Annotated in this window: 13 protein-coding genes; 3 read left to right on the top strand and 10 right to left on the bottom strand. The window is 26.8% G+C overall.

Features of this window, described 5'->3' with window-relative positions; all coding sequences use genetic code 11:
• Positions 1 to 10: 10 nt before the first annotated feature.
• The 9 genes from ACZ5CK_RS09710 to ACZ5CK_RS09670 form a co-directional block, all read right to left on the bottom strand.
• Positions 11 to 886 (bottom strand): carbohydrate ABC transporter permease, encoded by an 876-nt coding sequence (locus tag ACZ5CK_RS09710; protein WP_464581610.1) that lies wholly within the window; start codon positions 884 to 886, stop codon positions 11 to 13.
• A gap of 50 nt (positions 887 to 936) precedes the next feature.
• Positions 937 to 2250, bottom strand: a complete 1314-nt coding sequence (locus tag ACZ5CK_RS09705; protein ID WP_464581609.1) for an ABC transporter substrate-binding protein — start codon at positions 2248 to 2250, stop codon at positions 937 to 939.
• 128 nt (positions 2251 to 2378) lie between these two features.
• Positions 2379 to 4433, bottom strand: coding sequence for an HD domain-containing phosphohydrolase (locus tag ACZ5CK_RS09700; protein WP_464581608.1), 2055 nt, complete (start codon positions 4431 to 4433; stop codon positions 2379 to 2381).
• A 19-nt stretch (positions 4434 to 4452) separates the two neighbouring features.
• Positions 4453 to 5775 (bottom strand): NYN domain-containing protein, encoded by a 1323-nt coding sequence (locus ACZ5CK_RS09695; protein ID WP_464581607.1) that lies wholly within the window; start codon positions 5773 to 5775, stop codon positions 4453 to 4455.
• Positions 5776 to 5800: 25 nt separating this feature from the next.
• Entirely contained in the window at positions 5801 to 7396 is a 1596-nt protein-coding gene (locus tag ACZ5CK_RS09690) for an NAD(P)/FAD-dependent oxidoreductase (protein WP_464581606.1), read from the bottom strand.
• A 1-nt stretch (position 7397) separates the two neighbouring features.
• Positions 7398 to 8768 (bottom strand): sensor domain-containing diguanylate cyclase, encoded by a 1371-nt coding sequence (locus tag ACZ5CK_RS09685; protein WP_464581605.1) that lies wholly within the window; start codon positions 8766 to 8768, stop codon positions 7398 to 7400.
• A 134-nt stretch (positions 8769 to 8902) separates the two neighbouring features.
• Positions 8903 to 10072, bottom strand: coding sequence for a sugar ABC transporter permease (locus ACZ5CK_RS09680; protein WP_464581604.1), 1170 nt, complete (start codon positions 10070 to 10072; stop codon positions 8903 to 8905).
• A 12-nt stretch (positions 10073 to 10084) separates the two neighbouring features.
• A complete protein-coding gene (locus ACZ5CK_RS09675) occupies positions 10085 to 11599 on the bottom strand; it encodes an ATP-binding cassette domain-containing protein (protein ID WP_464581603.1) in 1515 nt (504 codons plus the stop codon).
• A 63-nt stretch (positions 11600 to 11662) separates the two neighbouring features.
• Positions 11663 to 12724, bottom strand: coding sequence for a sugar ABC transporter substrate-binding protein (locus ACZ5CK_RS09670; protein ID WP_464581602.1), 1062 nt, complete (start codon positions 12722 to 12724; stop codon positions 11663 to 11665).
• Positions 12725 to 12994: 270 nt separating this feature from the next.
• Between ACZ5CK_RS09670 and ACZ5CK_RS09665 the strand changes: the two genes are divergently transcribed.
• The 3 genes from ACZ5CK_RS09665 to ACZ5CK_RS09655 are packed head-to-tail and all read left to right on the top strand — an operon-like array spanning position 12995 to position 17534.
• The gene (locus ACZ5CK_RS09665; RefSeq protein ID WP_464581601.1) at positions 12995 to 14965 is read left to right on the top strand and encodes a sensor histidine kinase; all 1971 of its coding nucleotides are present in this window, start codon (positions 12995 to 12997) and stop codon (positions 14963 to 14965) included.
• A 2-nt stretch (positions 14966 to 14967) separates the two neighbouring features.
• Complete coding sequence (locus tag ACZ5CK_RS09660; RefSeq protein WP_464581600.1) at positions 14968 to 16320, top strand: sigma-54-dependent transcriptional regulator; 1353 nt, start codon at positions 14968 to 14970, stop codon at positions 16318 to 16320.
• 2 nt (positions 16321 to 16322) lie between these two features.
• Positions 16323 to 17534: an extracellular solute-binding protein gene (locus ACZ5CK_RS09655; protein WP_464581599.1), complete on the top strand. Its 1212-nt coding sequence runs from the start codon at positions 16323 to 16325 to the stop codon at positions 17532 to 17534.
• A 48-nt stretch (positions 17535 to 17582) separates the two neighbouring features.
• On the opposite strand, the gene ACZ5CK_RS09650 is transcribed toward ACZ5CK_RS09655, so the two are convergent.
• Positions 17583 to 18281, bottom strand: a complete 699-nt coding sequence (locus ACZ5CK_RS09650; protein WP_464581598.1) for a zinc metallopeptidase — start codon at positions 18279 to 18281, stop codon at positions 17583 to 17585.
• Positions 18282 to 18285 lie beyond the last annotated feature (4 nt).

The raw sequence follows: 18285 nt of genomic DNA, 5'->3' as shown, positions 1-18285 counted from the left end.
GTAAATCACCTCACTGATAATGAACGGATTTTTCGACACCTTTAAAGTATATAATTGTAATAACTCCCATTATTGCAAACATAATAACTGATTGAGCTGCAGCAGAACCATTATTACTATATGTAAAGGCATCCAAATAAAGTTTATAAATTAGAGTTGTTGTAGTTCCAGAAGGTCCACCTTTTGTCATGATATCAATAATACCAAATGAAGTAAACATAGTTGTTGTAAAGTTCATAATAAATAAGTAAAAACTAATAGGTGATAACAAAGGGAATTTTATTTTCCACATTCTTTGCCAGAGATTTGCACCATCTATCATAGAAGATTCCAATAAAGAATCAGGAATCGATTGTAGTCCCGCTATATAAAAAATTAAATCAAAAGGTAACATTTTCCATATTGTAGCCAACATAACAGCAATAAAAGCATAAGGAGTTGTTGTAAGCCAATCGGTATCAATCCCAAAAAGCTTCATAAAAACATAATTTAAATAACCCACAGTAGGTGTTAATAAAAATGACCATAATATACCTGCTATAGCAGGAGATATAGCATATGGAGCGAAAATAAATAACCTAAAAAATCTCGTTCCTGGAACATTTTGAACCAACAATTGAGAAATCAAAAAAGCTATAAACATAGTTAAAAAAACAGTAGAAAAAGAATAAATAAAAGAGGTTAATAAAGCTTTATAATAAGTTGGATCTTGAAAAAGTTGTGTGTAATTATCTAAACCCACAAAAATACTTTTATTTCCAAAAAAAGATTCTTGGAAAAAACTTAATTTAAAGGAATATGCTGCAGGCCAATAAATAAATAAAATAATTACAATAAAAGTTGGTATAAGTAATAAATATGGAGTAAGTTTACTTTTCCACGACATAGAATTCCTCCTTTAAAAAAAGGGCGGAAAACCGCCCCGTATATTGAAATCTACTTATAAAGTCTGTTGTATCGTTTTAATTCTATTGTAACAACTTTAGCAGCATCATTAAGAGCTTGATCTACAGATTTTTTACCATTAATTACATTTTCATATTCTGTTTCTATTATTTCTCTAGTTTTAGGGAATACGCCCATAACTGCACCGTTTGTATTAACTGTTTGTTTTGATAATAATAATTCCATAATAGCTGTTAAATAATTTGGATGTTCTGAATAAAATCCGCTGAATAATAATTGTTCAATAGCATCTTTTCTAACTGGGAAATAACCTGTTTCTAAATGCCATTTTATTTGTTGTGCAGGCTCTGTCATCCATTTTACAAATTCCCAAGCAGCTTTAGTTTCTTCATCTGAATGTCCTTTAAGAATCCATAATGAACCCCCACCGATTACAGAACCACCTTGTACTGATTCGTCAGGTTTTGGTAAGAATGCTGTTCCAACTTCAAAACCATTTTTTTTGGATGATTCATCAAAGAATTTTACGTCTGATGTTGAATATAATAACATACCTGCTTTTTGAGCCAAGAATAATTGACTTGAACCATTCCAATCTTCTCTTTTTGTATTGATTAATAATCCCTCATCTGTCATTTTTTTGAATAAATTAAAGATATTTTTACCAGCTTGACTATTGAATACAGCTTCTGTAGGTCTAACTCCAGCTCTTCCATTTCCATTATTTACTAATGGGGCATTTTGAACAGCCATCAATTGTTCAAAGAACCATGAATGTGTTGGCCAGGTTAAACCGTATCTGATAACTTTACCGTTAGCATCTTTCTTTTGTAATTTTCTTGCATATTCTATTAATTCGTCATAAGTTCTTGGTGGTTTGTTAGGGTCTAATCCAACTTCTTTAAACATTGTTTTGTTATAGAATAAAATAGCTGTTGATGAATTAAAAGGCATTGAATATAATTTTCCATCTACAGTATAGTAATTTGTAACTTGTTCTAAGAAAGCACCTTTATCGATTGATGGATCTTGTTCAATTAGATCTTCCATAGGAACAGCTATTCCACCGTCAATCATGGCTTGAGTTCCAATATCGTATATTTGAACGATATGAGGAGCTTTTCCGGCTTTAACTGCAGCAACAGTTTTGTTGAATGTATCAAGGTATGAACCTGTGTATTGAACATTTACCTTGATATTTGGGTGTGTTTTCATGAAGTCTTTAGCCATATTTTGTAAAAGCTCAATTCTCCAACCACTCATAGCATGCCAAAACTCAATAGTTACTTGAGCAAACATGGAAATACTTAAAACAACAACTAACAATACTAGTAACTTCTTCATAAGTTTCCCCCCTTTAGAATTTAAGATATCTATCATAGATATCTTTAGATATAATATTAATTTATATATGATAGCGTAAATATTATACTACATTTATGACAAAAAATCAACATAAAAAAGAACAGAATTTAAAATGTGCCATTATCTTTATTGAAATTATTATAAATCTCTTTGAATTCATAATGAAAATTTTCAAATATATTTAAAATTTCTGGGTTGAAGAATTCTGGTTTTGTTCTTTCATCACCTTTTAATATTATTTCCACAGCAATTTCATGTGAAAATCCCTTTTTATATGATCTATCACTCCTTAAAGCGTCATAAACATCTGCTAATGCAACAATTTGTGCTTCTATAGGAATTTCATTCCCTTTTAAACCGTATGGATACCCTTCACCGTTATATTTTTCATGATGATATAAAGCTATATTTTTTGCGATAATAAAATAAGGATCATCTAAAATTTTTGCACCATAAAGAGTATGTTTTTTCATTTCTTCCCATTCATTTTTATTTAAAGAGCCTTCTTTTAATAGGATAGACTTATCTATAAAAAGTTTACCTATATCATGTAGGGGAGAATAAGTATAAATATCATCAATTAATTTTTTATCTAAATGGAGTTTTTCTGCAATAAATTTCGAAAACTCTGCCACTCTATATATATGTTTTCCAGTAATGTCATCATATTCTTCGGCAATTGAAGCTAATTTATTAGCAAGGTTAAGATATGTATCTTTGATATATTCATAGGATAATTTTTCAATCCAAAAGGCTCTAGCAAGGTTTGCAAATATCTCAAAGATTTCTTTTGATTCTTCAGAAAATGTTTTTTCACTATTAATATCAATATCAAGGCAAAAATTAATCCATTGATTTTCTTTTAATTTTATTTCATAAATCATTGTCTGTTTTATAGGTTTTGAGGCTTCTCTTAGTATTTTATATGATTCATTATTCATTTCTATTCTTTCGTTTTCGACAATATTATCAATTATTTTGATTTTTTCTTTTGTAGGTGTATGACCAGCGGCGTATGTAATATTTTTAAGCATTTCAGAATTATGTCCATAAGCACTTAAAAATTTCCATTGATTTTTCTTTGAATCTATAAATATAATACTTCCATAATCTGCTTCTGGTATTAAAAATATTGCAGTTCTTAATAATTCATTGTAAAATTCTTCAAAAGTACTTGAAAATTTTAATTTAGACATTATTTTTGTTAGTTTAATTAATTTAAAATTCATATCTTCTATATTTGCGTAACTTTCTTCTAGTTCTTCGTTCATCGAAGCTAATTCGTTATTATAAGCCTCTAATTCTTCATTTTTTCCTTTCGATTTCTTTGTGGCTTTTATAAATAATATATAAAAAATTAAAGAAGTGATAAATAAAGTAATAATAACTATAGAAGAAAAATATAAAAATTTATTAATCCATTCTGGAATAATAAATTTTTCATTATATAAATATTTTTTCATAAGAGAAAAATATATAGAATCTTCTTCATTTTTCCATTTGTTTAAATAATAATCAATTTTATTTATAATATCATCCTTTGTATTTTTTGAAAAACCATAATAAACTTCTATAGGTAAAAATACAATAGGTGTTTTATGAAGATTATAAGAGTTATTAAAAATTCTATTTACAACACCAGCGTCACAAAGGTTATCCTTTACTGCCTTTAAAACTTCATCATATGAATTATATTCATGAAATTCAATATTTAAATTCATTTTTTTAGATAGATTTTTAATACCATTTTCATGAGTATAGTATATATCATTTTTTAAAACAGCTATCTTTTTATTTTTTAAATCGAGCAATGAATCTATATTATTATTTTTAGAATAAATTATACCCCAATTTGTAAAAAAAGGTTGTGAAGGATATTTAATAAATAATTCTCTATCTTTTGTTTTTCCTAAATCTATTAATATATTAATTTCATTATTTTTTATTTTTTCTATAAGATTTGGAAATGTGTCATATTGATATGTTAGATGCCAATTTTCCTTTTTGGCAATTTCATTTAGCAAATCAATTGCCAACCCTTTATATTCACCATTTTCTTTATAGGTTAGCGGTTTATTTTCATATATTCCCACTATTAAATTTTCTGCACTTAAAAAAGATAAAAACGTGAGAAATAAAATAATAAAAATATTTTTTTTCATTAAATCACCTAATTTTCTATTATTTATTAAGATTTTTATAGTATTTATAATACGGTTTTACATAAAATATTTCTTGTAAATCCATCAAATTATTGATCACTTCATTTAGTCTTTTGATATTTTCTGAATCATAAATATATTTTGCAACTATAGGTAGATTTTTTTCATGTATGTCTTCATCTTTTAAAATGCTTTTTAGATAAAAAGCTTCAACAGCAATTTTAAATTCGTTAAAATCTGCATTTAAATATACAGGAGTTTTCATACTTACATAATCACTACCATCTTTACCAATAAATTTACCAGAAAATTTTAATGCGATTCCAAATGAACCTACGACTTTATTAGTAAGATTTAAATCTTTTTTAGCTGAGTGTATGGCTTCTATAATCGAATTTGCTTTTTTTTCTTTAAATAAATTATATACATAATCTATAAATTTATCTCTAAATTCTGGATAGGGTAATATTTTTTCATGTTTGATTTCCCATCTTCTTGGTATAGGTACAAGTATATAGCCTTTTGAATTCTTCCAAAGCCTTTTTTCTTCAATCATTTTAATAATTAACTCTTTAAGTGAGTATTTTGAATTTTTTGTGATCCATGGATTTTTCTCCTGAGCTTTTTCTACCAATTGTTCTAATTTTAATGGTATAACACTTGTAGCGAGTAATCTTTCTATATATCTCATATAATTTTCTTCATACTCACTATATTCACCATTTTTTGAATAAAATTCATTTCTTATTTCTTTTATTAAATGATTAATAAAATCATTATAAGATAAAAATCCAAAATTTCTATAGTCTATTTTCATACCAGTAACTATTCTTTTAATAATACTTTCATTTACATCGTTATACTGATGTTCTTCTATAATTCTTATTATTTCATCTACAATATCTTCTATAGTATCTTTATCCTCTATTTTTTCTGATTTTACTATTTCTTCATATGGAATAAAAATATCAGCTGAAAGTTCCATTTCTTTAGAAGTATTTTTACTTCTACTTACTACAATAACTTCCTTTCCATATATTCTTAGTTTTTTTACTAATGGAACGAAATCCGCATCGCCAGTTACAAGTACAAAACCGTCGATATGAGGTAATGAAAACATGGTTTCAATAGCATCAATGGCTAATTTAATGTCATTTCCTTTTTTGTTTTCAAAACCATCCTCAGGCATTTCTATTAATTCAATGCCATGTCTTGAAAACGAAAACATTGTTGCAGGATATTTTGACCAATGAGCATATGCTTTTCCTCCAACGATTTTCCCCAATTCCTTAATTTTTTCAATTATCAATTCTGGATCAACAGGCTGATTTTGATAATCCATAAATATAAATATATTTTTAATAATTTCACCATCCTTTTTTATATTTACTAATGATTTTTTCAGCTATTCTAATACCATCTACTGCTGATGATGTAATACCACCAGCATATCCTGCACCTTCACCTGCTGGATATAATCCCTCAATATTAACACTTTCATACTCTTCATTTCTCTCTATTCTTACAGGTGAAGAACTGCGTGTTTCCACACCCGTTAACAAAGACTCATAATCTGAAAAAACTTTTAATTTTTTCCCCATAGTCAATATTCCTTCTTTTAATGAAGAAGAAATATAATCAGGAAAAATTTTATTTAAATCATAAAATCTTGTTCCCGGTTTATATGTTGGCTTAACGCTACCAAATTTAGATGATTTTTTTTGCTTTAAAAAATCACCAAATAGTTGAACAGGAGCATAATATGAGTTAGATATCTCAAAGGCCATTTTTTCATATATTCTTTGAAAATCTACTCCAGAAAGAGGATGTTTTGAAGGGAAGTCCTCAGGTGATATACTTACTAAAATTGCACTATTAGAGTTTATATTGTTTCGTGCAAATTCACTCATTCCATTAGTAACAACCATATTTTCTTCTGATGCAGATGCAACAACATATCCTCCGGGACACATGCAAAATGTATATACTGCTCTACCGTTTTTTGCTCTATAGGATAATTTATAATCTGCAGCTTTTAGCTTGGGGTGATTATAATATTTTCCGTATTGGCTTTTGTCTATTGTTTCTTTTAAGTGTTCTATTCTAATTCCAATAGAAAATGGTTTCTGAGTTATTTTAACCCCTTTTTCAAATAATGTTTTAAAAGTATCTCTTGCACTATGTCCTATGGCTAAAATAACAACATTAGAATATAATTTTTCTGAGTTATTTACAACTACTCCATTGATTTTATTATTTTCAATAATGAAATCAGTAACTTTAGAATTAAAATAAAAGGTTCCACCAAGCTTTTCTATCTTTCTTCTAATATTCTTTACTGCGATTTCCAGCTTATCAGTTCCTATATGAGGTTTGTTTATATATAAAATTTCTTCAGGTGCACCGGCTTCAACAAATTCATTAAGCATTTTTCTGATTCTGTTATATTTATCTTTTATTAATGTGTTTAACTTTCCATCAGAAAATGTTCCTGCACCACCTTCACCGAATTGGACATTGCTTTCAGTATTTAATTTGCCATTGTTCCAAAAGTTATTAACATCTTTTTTTCTTTCATCTATCTTTTTGCCACGTTCTAAAATTATTGGTTCATATCCAGCTTCAGCTAAAATTAGAGCGGAAAACATTCCAGCGGGTCCAAAACCCACAATTATAGGTTTTGAATATAAAGGAATATTTCCTGGATTTGGAAATGAATAATCGTAATTTGGAGATTTTGAAATGAAATCATATTTTAATAGAATTTCTTCGTTTTCTACTTCAAAGTCAATATTATATATAAAATATATCATATCATTTTTCTTTCTAGCATCAATGGATTTTTTTCTAATATAGATATTTTTTATATCTTTTGTATGAATAGCTAATTTTTTTGCAATCTCTCTTTTTAAATCCATGATTGAATGGTCTAAAGGTAATTTTATGTTATTAATTCTTAACATTTTATAATTCTCCCTCATAAAATTCAATTAATTTATCTGAATTTTTTGCTTTATACATGGCTTTATCTGCAAGATTAATTAAATCATTAACATTATTTCCATTTTTTGGAAAAAAGGAAACGCCAGAGTTAAAATCTATTTTTAATTTAATATTTTTATATAAAATAGGGTTGTCTAATGTTTCTTTTAATCTATTGACAACTTTTAATACGTCTGATTTATTTGAATCACATAAAATGACAACAAATTCATCACCACCAATTCGAGCAGGAAAATCACTCTCTCTAATAGAATTTTTTAGAGCATCAGCAAATTCATATAAAAAATGATCTCCAGTATCATGACCATAATTATCGTTAATTAATTTAAATTTTTTTAAATCTATATAGATAAAGACTAATTGAGTAGATTTTCTTTTAGCTAGTTTTATTAAGTTTTCAGAGTATTCATAGAAATATAATCTATTTGGCAATGTTGTTAATTGATCGTGTAAAGCAAGATATTTTAATCTCTGTTCTAATTTTTTTCTTTTTAAAACTTGGGATAATTCGTTTGAAATTATTTCTCCTATAGCGATATCATCCGCATTAAAAGCGTCTTTTCTTTTAAATGAATCAAGGTTAATAGAACCTTCTAAATTCCCATCGATAAATATAGGTATAGAAAGGGTAGATTCTATATTATTAATCTTACCTGTTGATAACATTATTTCTAAATCTTTTTCACTTCTATATTTATTTTCAATATTTTTTTTAATAATAACAGTATCTGTAGGGAAAAGAAGTTCTTTGGTTAATTTAACTTTTTGTAATTCTTTTAGATCAAAATTTACTGCAGCAACAAAATGAAATAATCCATCATTTCTTTTCATCAAAATACTACCACCATCAGCGTTGTTAATTATTTTTATAGTTTCCTCCAAGAAAAATTGATAAATATTTTTTTCATCAGATGAAGTATAAGTATTTATTATCAATTGATGAATTTTATCAATTTTTTCTCTTAAATCTTCATATCTAATCTTTTCTGTAACATCAAATCCAAAACTTACAAATCCGATTTTTTCATTTTTCTCATTATATATAATGGTACTATGTAAATCTAAATAAATTATTTTTTTTTCAGGATTGATGAATTTCATTATTGATTGTTTTTTGAAAATATTTTTAGAATCATAAAAAAAGGTTTTAAAATTTAATAACCTATTTTTTTTATCTTCTTCTGGAATAAAATTTTCAAAAACATTAACACCAATGATTTTATTTTTGGGTAATCCTAATAGATTACACCCAAACTTATTTATATCTTTTATTATTCCATCTTTATCAAGAAAAATATAAAGAAAATCAAACTCATCGAAATTAATATTCATAGACCCACGTCCTTAAAAAAATAATATATATGTTGTCAAAAAAGTTAAAATCACACATTTAATTATATCATATTTGTTTAACATTATAGGTAATATAAAAAACCCCCGAAATTTCGGGGGTTTTTTAGGGAGAGTTATGAAGTTTTGTTTCTTGTTTTTATGTCAAATATAACAGCAGCAACTAAAACAGAACCACGAATAATATATTGATATGAAATACCTACACCTATTAAATTCATTCCATTTATGAGAGACGCCATAACTAAAGCACCAACAATAGAATTTGTAACCTTACCAACACCTCCAGCTGCTGAAACACCACCAACATATGCAGCAGCAATAGCATCTAATTCAAATAATGTTCCTGCAGTAGGTGTGGCAGATTGAAATCTTGATGCATACAATATACCAGATAAGGCCATTAAGAATCCCATAGATCCAAAAACAAATAAAGTAATTTTATTAATGCTAATACCACTTAATTTAGCAGCTTCTGGATTTCCACCAACAGCATAAATATGTCTTCCCAATGCAGTTTTAGTGGATAAAACGTGATATATAAAAGCAACGATTAAAACAATTACAAATGTCCAAGATAAGCCATTATAACTTGCTAAAATCCAAAATATATAAGCAATTATAGAAGAAATTAATAATAATTTTAATATAAATACAGGAACAGATAAAACTTCAAAGTTGTATTTCATTTTATTATTTCTTTTTTTTACTTCTGATATTAAGTAAAGGATAATTATTATTACACCTATTAATAATGTAGTAATATGCATATTTTCATTATGAAAAAAGTCAGGAATAAAACCATTTCCAAGAGCATTGAAAGTATCGTTTGAAATTATTATAGTTCCGCTTTTTTCTGTTGCAACTAAGAGAGCACCTCTGAAAATCATCATACCAGCCAAAGTTGCAACAAATGAAGGAATACCAATAAATGAGACTAAAAAACCATTAATTAAACCAAAAAAAGTTCCTAATGCAAGAGCTATCAAAATTGTTGGAATTACTGGCATATTATGATACATCATTAATATTGCAGCTATAGCTCCGATAAATCCTGAACCAAAACCTACAGAAAGATCAATATGCCTTATTACTATTACTAAAGTCATACCTACTGCTAAAACAGCTATATAACCCATTTGGTTAAATAAATTACTGATATTTCTTGCAGAAAGAAATAATCCATCAGTCAAAAATGAAAAAATCAACATAATAGCTAAAAGAGCAATATACATACCATATTCTCTAATATTTTTTTTGAGTAATAATCCTAATTCTTTTAACATGCTTTTTCCTCCCTAATATTCTACGGCCATAGACATTATTTTTTCTTGCGTTGCTTCATCTTTGCTAAGCTCGCCAGTTATTTTTCCTCCAGCCATAACATAAATTCTATCGCTCATACCTAATACTTCAGGTAATTCTGAAGAGATCATAATAATGCTCATGCCTTCTTCAACTAATTGATTCATTATGTTATAAATTTCGTGTTTCGCACCTACATCAATACCTCTTGTTGGTTCATCCAGTATTAAAAGTTTAGGGGTTACGAATAACCATTTTGCTAAAGATACCTTTTGTTGATTTCCACCACTAAGATTTAATACTTTTTGTTCTATACTGTATGATTTGATTTTTAATGATTTTCTATATTCTTCAGAAACTATAATTTCTTCATTTTCATTTATAAAAAATCCTTTTAATAGTTTTTTTAGATTTGCAATAGTAATATTTGTTTTAATATCAAAATCTAAAATTAAACCATTGCCTTTTCTATCTTCAGAAACATAAGCTATTCCAGACTTGATGGCATCTGAAGGAGCTTTAAATACTCGTTTTTCACCTTCGAAAAACAAATCTCCACTAACTTTATAATCATCAGGATTACCGAAAATACTATGAGCTAATTCTGTTCTACCGGCACCTATAAGTCCGGCTATACCAACAATTTCTCCTCTCTTTACATAAAAATTAGCGGATTTAACTACATATCTTTCGCTTTTTCTATCAAAAGCTTTCCAATTTTTTACTTCAAAAATTTTTTCTCCAATTTTATGTGTTCTTTTTGGGTAGATATCGTTAATTTCTCTACCAACCATATATTTAATAATTTCATTTTCAGATATATTTTTATTTTCAATTGTTGTTATAGTTAATCCGTCTCTCAAAACGGTAATAGTATCAGCTACTTCTAAAACCTCATTTAATTTATGAGATATTAAAATCGAAGTTATCCCATGATTTTTTAATTCTTTGATTATTTTCAATAAATTTTCACTGTCAGTTTCGTTTAAAGCTGAAGTCGGTTCATCCAATATTAATAATTTAACGTTTTTGCTAAGAGCCTTAGCAATTTCTATAATCTGTTGAATTCCCACACCAAAGTCTTTAACCTTTTTTGAAGTATCTAATTCATAACCTAATTTTTTTAATTCTTTTTCAGCTTCTGTAATGGTTTTATTCCAATCTATTATGCCTTTGTTTTTGATTTCATGACCTAAAAAAATATTTTCATAAACTGTTAATTCAGGAATTAGGGCTAATTCCTGATATATGGTAACAATTCCAACTTTTTCACTATCATATATATTATTAAACTTTTGCTCTTTTCCTTCAAATATAATTTGTCCATCATATGTTCCATATTTGTGAAATCCACTAAGCACTTTCATCAAAGTAGATTTTCCAGAACCATTTTCTCCAATGAGACAATGTATTTCTCCTTTTTTTACTTTGAAGTTTACATTATCCAAAGCCTTTACACCAGGAAATTCCTTTGTAATGTTTTTCATTTCAAGAATGTATTCGCTCAAAAAGATCACCCCTTATTTGAAAAAGGGTAGCGGTTTCCACTACCCCTTTAGTTACATTTTAAATTACCATCTAAAGTCTGATTCCTTATAATATCCAGAATCTATTAATACTTTTTTCACGTTATCTTTTGTAACAACCTGTATTTCAGATTGAATAGCAGGAACCATTTTTGCACCGTTGTCATATGATTGAGGAGTTATCATTTTAACACCTTTTAAAACAAATTGAGCTAAAGCAATAGAATCTTTAACCAATAATCTAACATCTTTAAATACTGTCATAGATTGTTTTCCATCAAGTATATATTGTATAGAAGCTTTTTCAGCATCTTGCCCTGTAACATAATACTTTTTAACATCTCTATCTTGTCTGAAAGCATCAGCGATAGCTCTTGCTGTACCATCATTCGGAGCTAAAATAAATACTGTACCTTTATCAGTTTTTTTAGCTCTTGTTAAATTATCTTCAGCTTTTCTTCTTGCTACTGTGAAACTCCAGTCTGTTGTGATTTGACCTATGATTTTTGCCATTTCTTCTCTTGTTAAATTTTTCTTGTCTTGTAATTTTATAGCTTCTGATGAATTAACGATTCTAAATGTTCCATCAGCGATTTTTGGTTGTAATACTTCCCAAGCACCTTGGAAGAATAAGAAAGCATTGTTATCAGATAATGCACCAGCATATAAATATAATGGATTGTTTTTTCCAGTTGCATGATCAACTAAGAATTGACCTTGTGCTCTACCAACTTGAATGCTGTCAAAAGTTACGTAATAATCAACAGCAGTAGTGTTTGTTACTAATCTATCATATGAAATAACAGTAACGCCAGCTTTTTTAGCCATTTCAACTGTTCCTGCAGCAGCAACAGCATCATGAGGACATATGATTAATACTTTCATGCCTTTTGAAATTAAAGCTTCAACATTTTGCCTTTCCATTGCAGGAGAGCCTTGACTGAATAAAACATCAACTGAAACATTTGTATCTTTTAAAGCATCTTTAAACCTAGTTTCATCTTGTACCCATCTTGGTTCATCCTTTGTTGGAAGAACAATACCAATATCAACAGCATAAAGACTAACTGCCAAAACAACTAAAAATGCTAATAATAACTTTTTCATACCTACACCTCCACCTTATAGTAATGATATTTTTAATCCATTATAATTATTAGCAACAATGTGCCAATTTAAAATTTAATGAAATTATATTTGAAAATATGAAAAAAATATTTTTGCTTATCTGATATAAATCAAGAATTCTGAGTATTATAATATTTAATTAAGTATAAATGAATTTTATGAAATAATGCAAAAATTGCGCAATAAAATTAATAGTAGTATAATAACTATGCAAAAATTGCATGCGGTGCGCAAAAATGAGGTGAAAAAATGTCATTGAAAAGACGATTTATTTTTATAATAATAATATTTGCTGTTTTTCCAATTATTATTACACTGTTTAATAAGATATATATAACTAATGTTTTATTCAATGAACTTACAGAATATACAACAACTACAATAGATGATTTTGGATTTGAAATGGTTAATAAAATATATCCAACAACACTAAATGTTTTATATGAGCAAAAAAATGTATTAAAAAATTTCTCGAAAAAAATCCTTGAAAATCAAAGGGTTATAGATTATGCAAAATTTGGATTGTTGAATACATTAAATTTATATATTAATGAATTATTAAAATCCTCAGATGTTGATGGAATTAGAATTGATATTGATGATGAGAAAAGTATAAAAATAGGTGATTTTCCGGACATAAAAAATGTTGAAGAGGGTATATTTGAAGGTAAAAAAAACTTCTATATTATTTCAGGATTTAAAAATAATAATGTTTCTGTATATGCTTCAAAAAAAATGGATAGATTATTTTTAGATTCCTTAAATTTATCATCTGTATCGATAATTTCTGTAATTGGTAAGAAACATAGAATATTTCAAAATGCGAATTTCTATAAAGATTTTATGTTAGAGAAAGATTTTATAATTTCAGGAAAATCAAAATATCCATCAAAGATTATTAATATTCCAAATGATATAAAAATAATTTTATCTTTTGATATTTCTCAATTAAGTAATATTCAAAACAAGATTAAAGATATATTTTTTGAGAATATATCTTCGAACTTAAATACTTCTATTATAATTTGGTTAAGTCTTTTTCCTTTGTTAATATATTTTGCATTATTTTATTTTGGAAAGGATATAGGAACATTAGAACTTTCAATAAAAACTATCTCTGATATTGCTAAAGGCGATTTTGATGTAAAGATAGAGAGTAAAAATCTCGAAAATAATAGATATATAGAATTAGTAAAATCAATAAATTCACTATCTACTAATCTTAAAAATATGAAAAAAGAATTAGAAAAAAATATAAAAAACTTAGAGGGAGAAAGAAATACATTAAAATATTTAGTTGAAAATTTATATGAAGGAATTATATTTTTTGATATAGATGGAAGTGTAAAAATAAAAAATGATTTTGGTAATGAAATTTTGGATGAATTAGGTGAAGAGGAGATAAAAAAATCTAATAATAGAATTTATTCTATTGGTGTAAATAATGAACAAAGATTAGTTGAAATTACCAGGGAAGTTTTAAATAATAATTCTTTATTAGTATTAATAAGAGATATATCTTTAGAAAAAGAAATGAATGATTTATATTCCTTAAATGAGAGATTAATAGAGAAAGAAAAATTTGGAAGGATTGCTGCACATGAAATAAGAAATCCTTTAAATTCGATGTATCTTAATTTGCAATATTTAAAAATGGAGTTTGAAGGTAATGAAAAGATTGAAAACATAAGTGATTTATTGGTAGAACAGATAAAAACGATAGATTCAATTGTAGGAGAATTATCCTCTAAAGCTATTTTGGAATCAAATGAAAAAAGGGTAAATATAAATAATGTTATATCTCAAATATTAAATCTCTTAAAATATAGATTTTTAGAAGATTCAATAAAAGTACAATTTAACAAATCACATGAACAAATTTTAATTAATGCTAATCCTCAACGCCTTAATCAATTGTTTTATAATATTATTAACAATGCAATAGAAGCGGTAGAGAATAAGAAAGACGAGAAGAAAATTTTAATAAATGTTTCAAAGGAAAATAAAAAAATAAAAATTATTATTGAAGATAATGGTTATGGAATTCCTGAAGAATATAAAGAAAATATTTTTAAAAAACCATTTACGACAAAACAGTATGGGAGTGGGATAGGATTGTTTATAGTTCATTCTATTGTAAAGGAATTAAATGGAGATATAAAATTTGAATCCTCAAAGAATGGAACCAAATTTATAATAGAATTTAACTGTGAGGTGTGATTATGAGCAATATAATAATTATAGAAGATGATAAAAATAGTGCAAATATATTAAAAAAATATCTAGAAAAGCAAAGTTACTCAGTTGAGGTATATAATGATTTAAAAAGTATTCAAAATATTAATTTAAATACTTTTGACATAATGCTTCTTGATATGATTCTTCCTGATGGAAAGGGAACAGAAAAAATAAAAGATTTTCTGGAAATAAATCCATATTTAAAAGTGATTATTATGACGGGTTTTGGTGATGTAGAGGATGCAGTATACTCAATGAAATCGGGAGCTTTTGATTTTATTAAAAAACCAATAGATCTAAAAAGATTAAATTTTATTGTGGAAAAGGCATATGAAGAAATAAAATTAGAAAAAGAAAATATAAAACTAAAGTATATTGTTAAAGAAAGTGTGAAAGATGATTTTGTTATTGGACAATCAGAGATAATGCGTAAATTAATAGAAATTGTCAATAAAGTAGTAGAAACAGATGCAAGCATATTATTAACTGGTGAAACTGGTGTGGGAAAGGAAGTTTTTACAAGATATATTCAAAGGTTTAGTAAAAGAAAAGATAATCCTTTTATAATAGTGAATTGTGCAGCCATTCCTAAAGAACTAGTTGAATCTGAATTATTTGGATATGAAAAAGGAGCATTTACGGGAGCAGAAAAATCCAAACTTGGAAAATTTGAATTAGCAGACAAAGGAACTATATTCTTAGATGAAATAGGTGAATTGCCTATTGAAATTCAAAGTAAGTTATTAAGAGTTTTAGAAAGTGGAACTATTCAAAGAGTAGGTGGAAATAAAGAAATAAATGTAGATGTTAGAGTTATTGCAGCTACTAATAGAAACTTAAAAGAAGAGGTTAAAAAAGGGAACTTTAGAATGGATTTATTTTATAGATTGAATGTAATAAATATCAACATACCCCCAATTAGAGAAAGAAAAGAGGATATACCGATATTTATAGAATTTTTTAATAAAAGATATTCAAAAAAATATAATAAAGAGAGAATAAAGTTTACAAAGGAAGCCATAGAATATCTTACAGATTATGATTGGCCAGGCAATATTAGAGAAATAAGGAATTTTATAGAAAGATTATATATTATTTTTGATACAAGTAAAATGTTAGACATAAATGATATAGATATTATGCTTAATCCGGCTGAAAAAAGTATAAAAAATAATGAATTTTTAGCGATAACCTTAGAAGAAATGGAAAGAGAGGTAATATTGAAGACTTTGAAAAAATATAATGGTAACAAAACAAAAACCGCTAAAGCTTTAGGCATTAGTTTGAGAACATTACAGTACAAATTAAAAAAATATAAGCAAATTTTGGGGGAGTGAGTATGAAACAAATTTTAACATTAAGTATCGCCATTTTTAGTATAACAATTTTTGGAGTTAAGTTTTTATATATGTATCAGGCTGGGTATCAACCAGAAGATTTGATAAATTATATAAAGGAAGAAAACATACAAAATTTAGATGTTGTTTTTAAATTTTATGAAGAAATGCATGAAAATATAAATATATCCGTGAATTCAGAAAAACCTTTGTATGACATAGTTTTGGTTGATTTAATATGGATACCAGAATTAGCAAGTAAGGGTTTATTATATCCACTAGATGGTTTAATAGAAAAAGAATACTTTAATGATATACAGGATTATATTTTGGATCAATTTAAATATAATGGAAAAATTTGGGCTTTACCATATTTAATAAATATTCAACATTTTTACGTAAATAAAGAGATATTAAAAAAAGCAGGATTTGATCATGCACCAAAAACATTAGAAGAAATGGTTGAGCAAGCTAAAATAATAAAAGAAAAAGGGATTTTAGAATATCCAATAGTAGATTCGTGGAAAAATACAGAAGCCCTAACCTGTGAATTCACATGGTTGCTAGGAGCTTTCGGAGGGAAATATTATGATGATAATGGAAATTTGAAAATAAATTCTAAAGAGGCAATAAAAGCTTTGACTTTTATGAAAATGCTTTTGGATGAAAAATTAATAAATCCCATGTCTTTAGAATTTAAAGAAAATGATGTGTTAGATATTTTTATTAATGGTGATGCTGCGTTTACTACAAATTGGACATATCAATCCAGATATATGGAGGATAGTAGATATTCAAAAATAGTAGGAAAAGGTGATTTAGAAATTATTCCAGTATCAGAAGATATTATAAATCAGAGACCTACTGTTACTGTAAGTGGCTATCAAGGGTTAGCGATATTAAGAAATTCAAATAATATAAAAGAATCAGTAGATAAAATAAAAATGTTGACAAAAAAAGATTTTTTTAAAAAATTTGATTATGAAATTCCGTCATATAAAAGTATGTATGTAGATTATATGAAAGAAAAAAACTATAATTATAAAAAACTTCTTGAACTCGAAAATGCAATTAATAGGCCATCGTTGATAAAATATAATAAATTTTCAGAAATTTTAAGACAATATATAATAATGACATTAAAAGGATTAATAAATCCAACAGAAGCTCTAAATAAAGTTCAAAAAGAAATAGAGGAAAATGGGCTTTATTGACATCTTATATTAAAAAAATAGATGGCATATTAATTGCCATCTATTTTTTTAATCTCTGTTACCAAACATTCCTGCAATCATTATCATTCTTAAAAGCTGCAAAATTGCCATTGCTGCAGAAGCAACATAAGTCATTGCGGCGGCTCCTAAAACTTTTTTTACATGAACCACTTCAGATGTTGGCATACCCATTAAAGGTAAAGTTTTTATAGCTCTTGCGCTGGCATTGAATTCAACAGGTAATGTAATTAAAGTAAATAAAACAGCAAATGAAAATAACAATATACCCAATTGTATTAATGTTTGACTATAAAATAAAAACCCAATAATAAATAAAAGCCAGGATAAGTTTGACCCTATAGAAGCAAAAGGAACGGAAAAATTTCTTAAAACTAAAGGTAAATATTTTCCCTGGTGTTGCATAGCATGTCCTACTTCATGTGCAACTACTCCTAATGCAGCTACAGATCTGCTAGAATAAGTTGCAGAAGAGAGCCTTAAAACCTTATTTCTTGGGTCATAATGATCTGTTAAAAAACCTGATACAGCTTCTACTCTAACATCATATAATCCCAAAGAGCTTAACATTCTTCTTGCAAATTCCGCACCAGTTTCACCGGTTGAAGAAATAACCTTTGAATATTTTGAAAAAGTACTTTGTACAGATGCTTGAGCAATTAAAGAAAGGATTAATCCAGGTAATAATATTATGAATGTTGGATCAAACCAAAAAGGATAAAAGAACATCTAT

The organism is Marinitoga okinawensis, assembly GCF_055387075.1.
Note: the sequence above shows the minus strand (reverse complement) of the source record. Positions and strands in the feature narration are given on the sequence as shown.

Bases quoted from the DNA above. Each gene is read 5' to 3' on its own strand.
- ACZ5CK_RS09680 (WP_464581604.1), bottom strand. From the start codon at position 10,072: ATGTTAAAAGAATTAGGATTATTACTCAAAAAAAATATTAGAGAATAT.
- ACZ5CK_RS09650 (WP_464581598.1), bottom strand. From the start codon at position 18,281: ATGTTCTTTTATCCTTTTTGGTTTGATCCAACATTCATAATATTATTA.
- ACZ5CK_RS09695 (WP_464581607.1), bottom strand. From the start codon at position 5,775: ATGGATTATCAAAATCAGCCTGTTGATCCAGAATTGATAATTGAAAAA.
- ACZ5CK_RS09655 (WP_464581599.1), top strand. From the start codon at position 16,323: ATGAAACAAATTTTAACATTAAGTATCGCCATTTTTAGTATAACAATT.
- ACZ5CK_RS09705 (WP_464581609.1), bottom strand. From the start codon at position 2,250: ATGAAGAAGTTACTAGTATTGTTAGTTGTTGTTTTAAGTATTTCCATG.
- ACZ5CK_RS09700 (WP_464581608.1), bottom strand. From the start codon at position 4,433: ATGAAAAAAAATATTTTTATTATTTTATTTCTCACGTTTTTATCTTTT.
- ACZ5CK_RS09660 (WP_464581600.1), top strand. From the start codon at position 14,968: ATGAGCAATATAATAATTATAGAAGATGATAAAAATAGTGCAAATATA.
- ACZ5CK_RS09670 (WP_464581602.1), bottom strand. From the start codon at position 12,724: ATGAAAAAGTTATTATTAGCATTTTTAGTTGTTTTGGCAGTTAGTCTT.
- ACZ5CK_RS09690 (WP_464581606.1), bottom strand. From the start codon at position 7,396: ATGTTAAGAATTAATAACATAAAATTACCTTTAGACCATTCAATCATG.
- ACZ5CK_RS09710 (WP_464581610.1), bottom strand. From the start codon at position 886: ATGTCGTGGAAAAGTAAACTTACTCCATATTTATTACTTATACCAACT.
- ACZ5CK_RS09685 (WP_464581605.1), bottom strand. From the start codon at position 8,768: ATGAATATTAATTTCGATGAGTTTGATTTTCTTTATATTTTTCTTGAT.
- ACZ5CK_RS09665 (WP_464581601.1), top strand. From the start codon at position 12,995: ATGTCATTGAAAAGACGATTTATTTTTATAATAATAATATTTGCTGTT.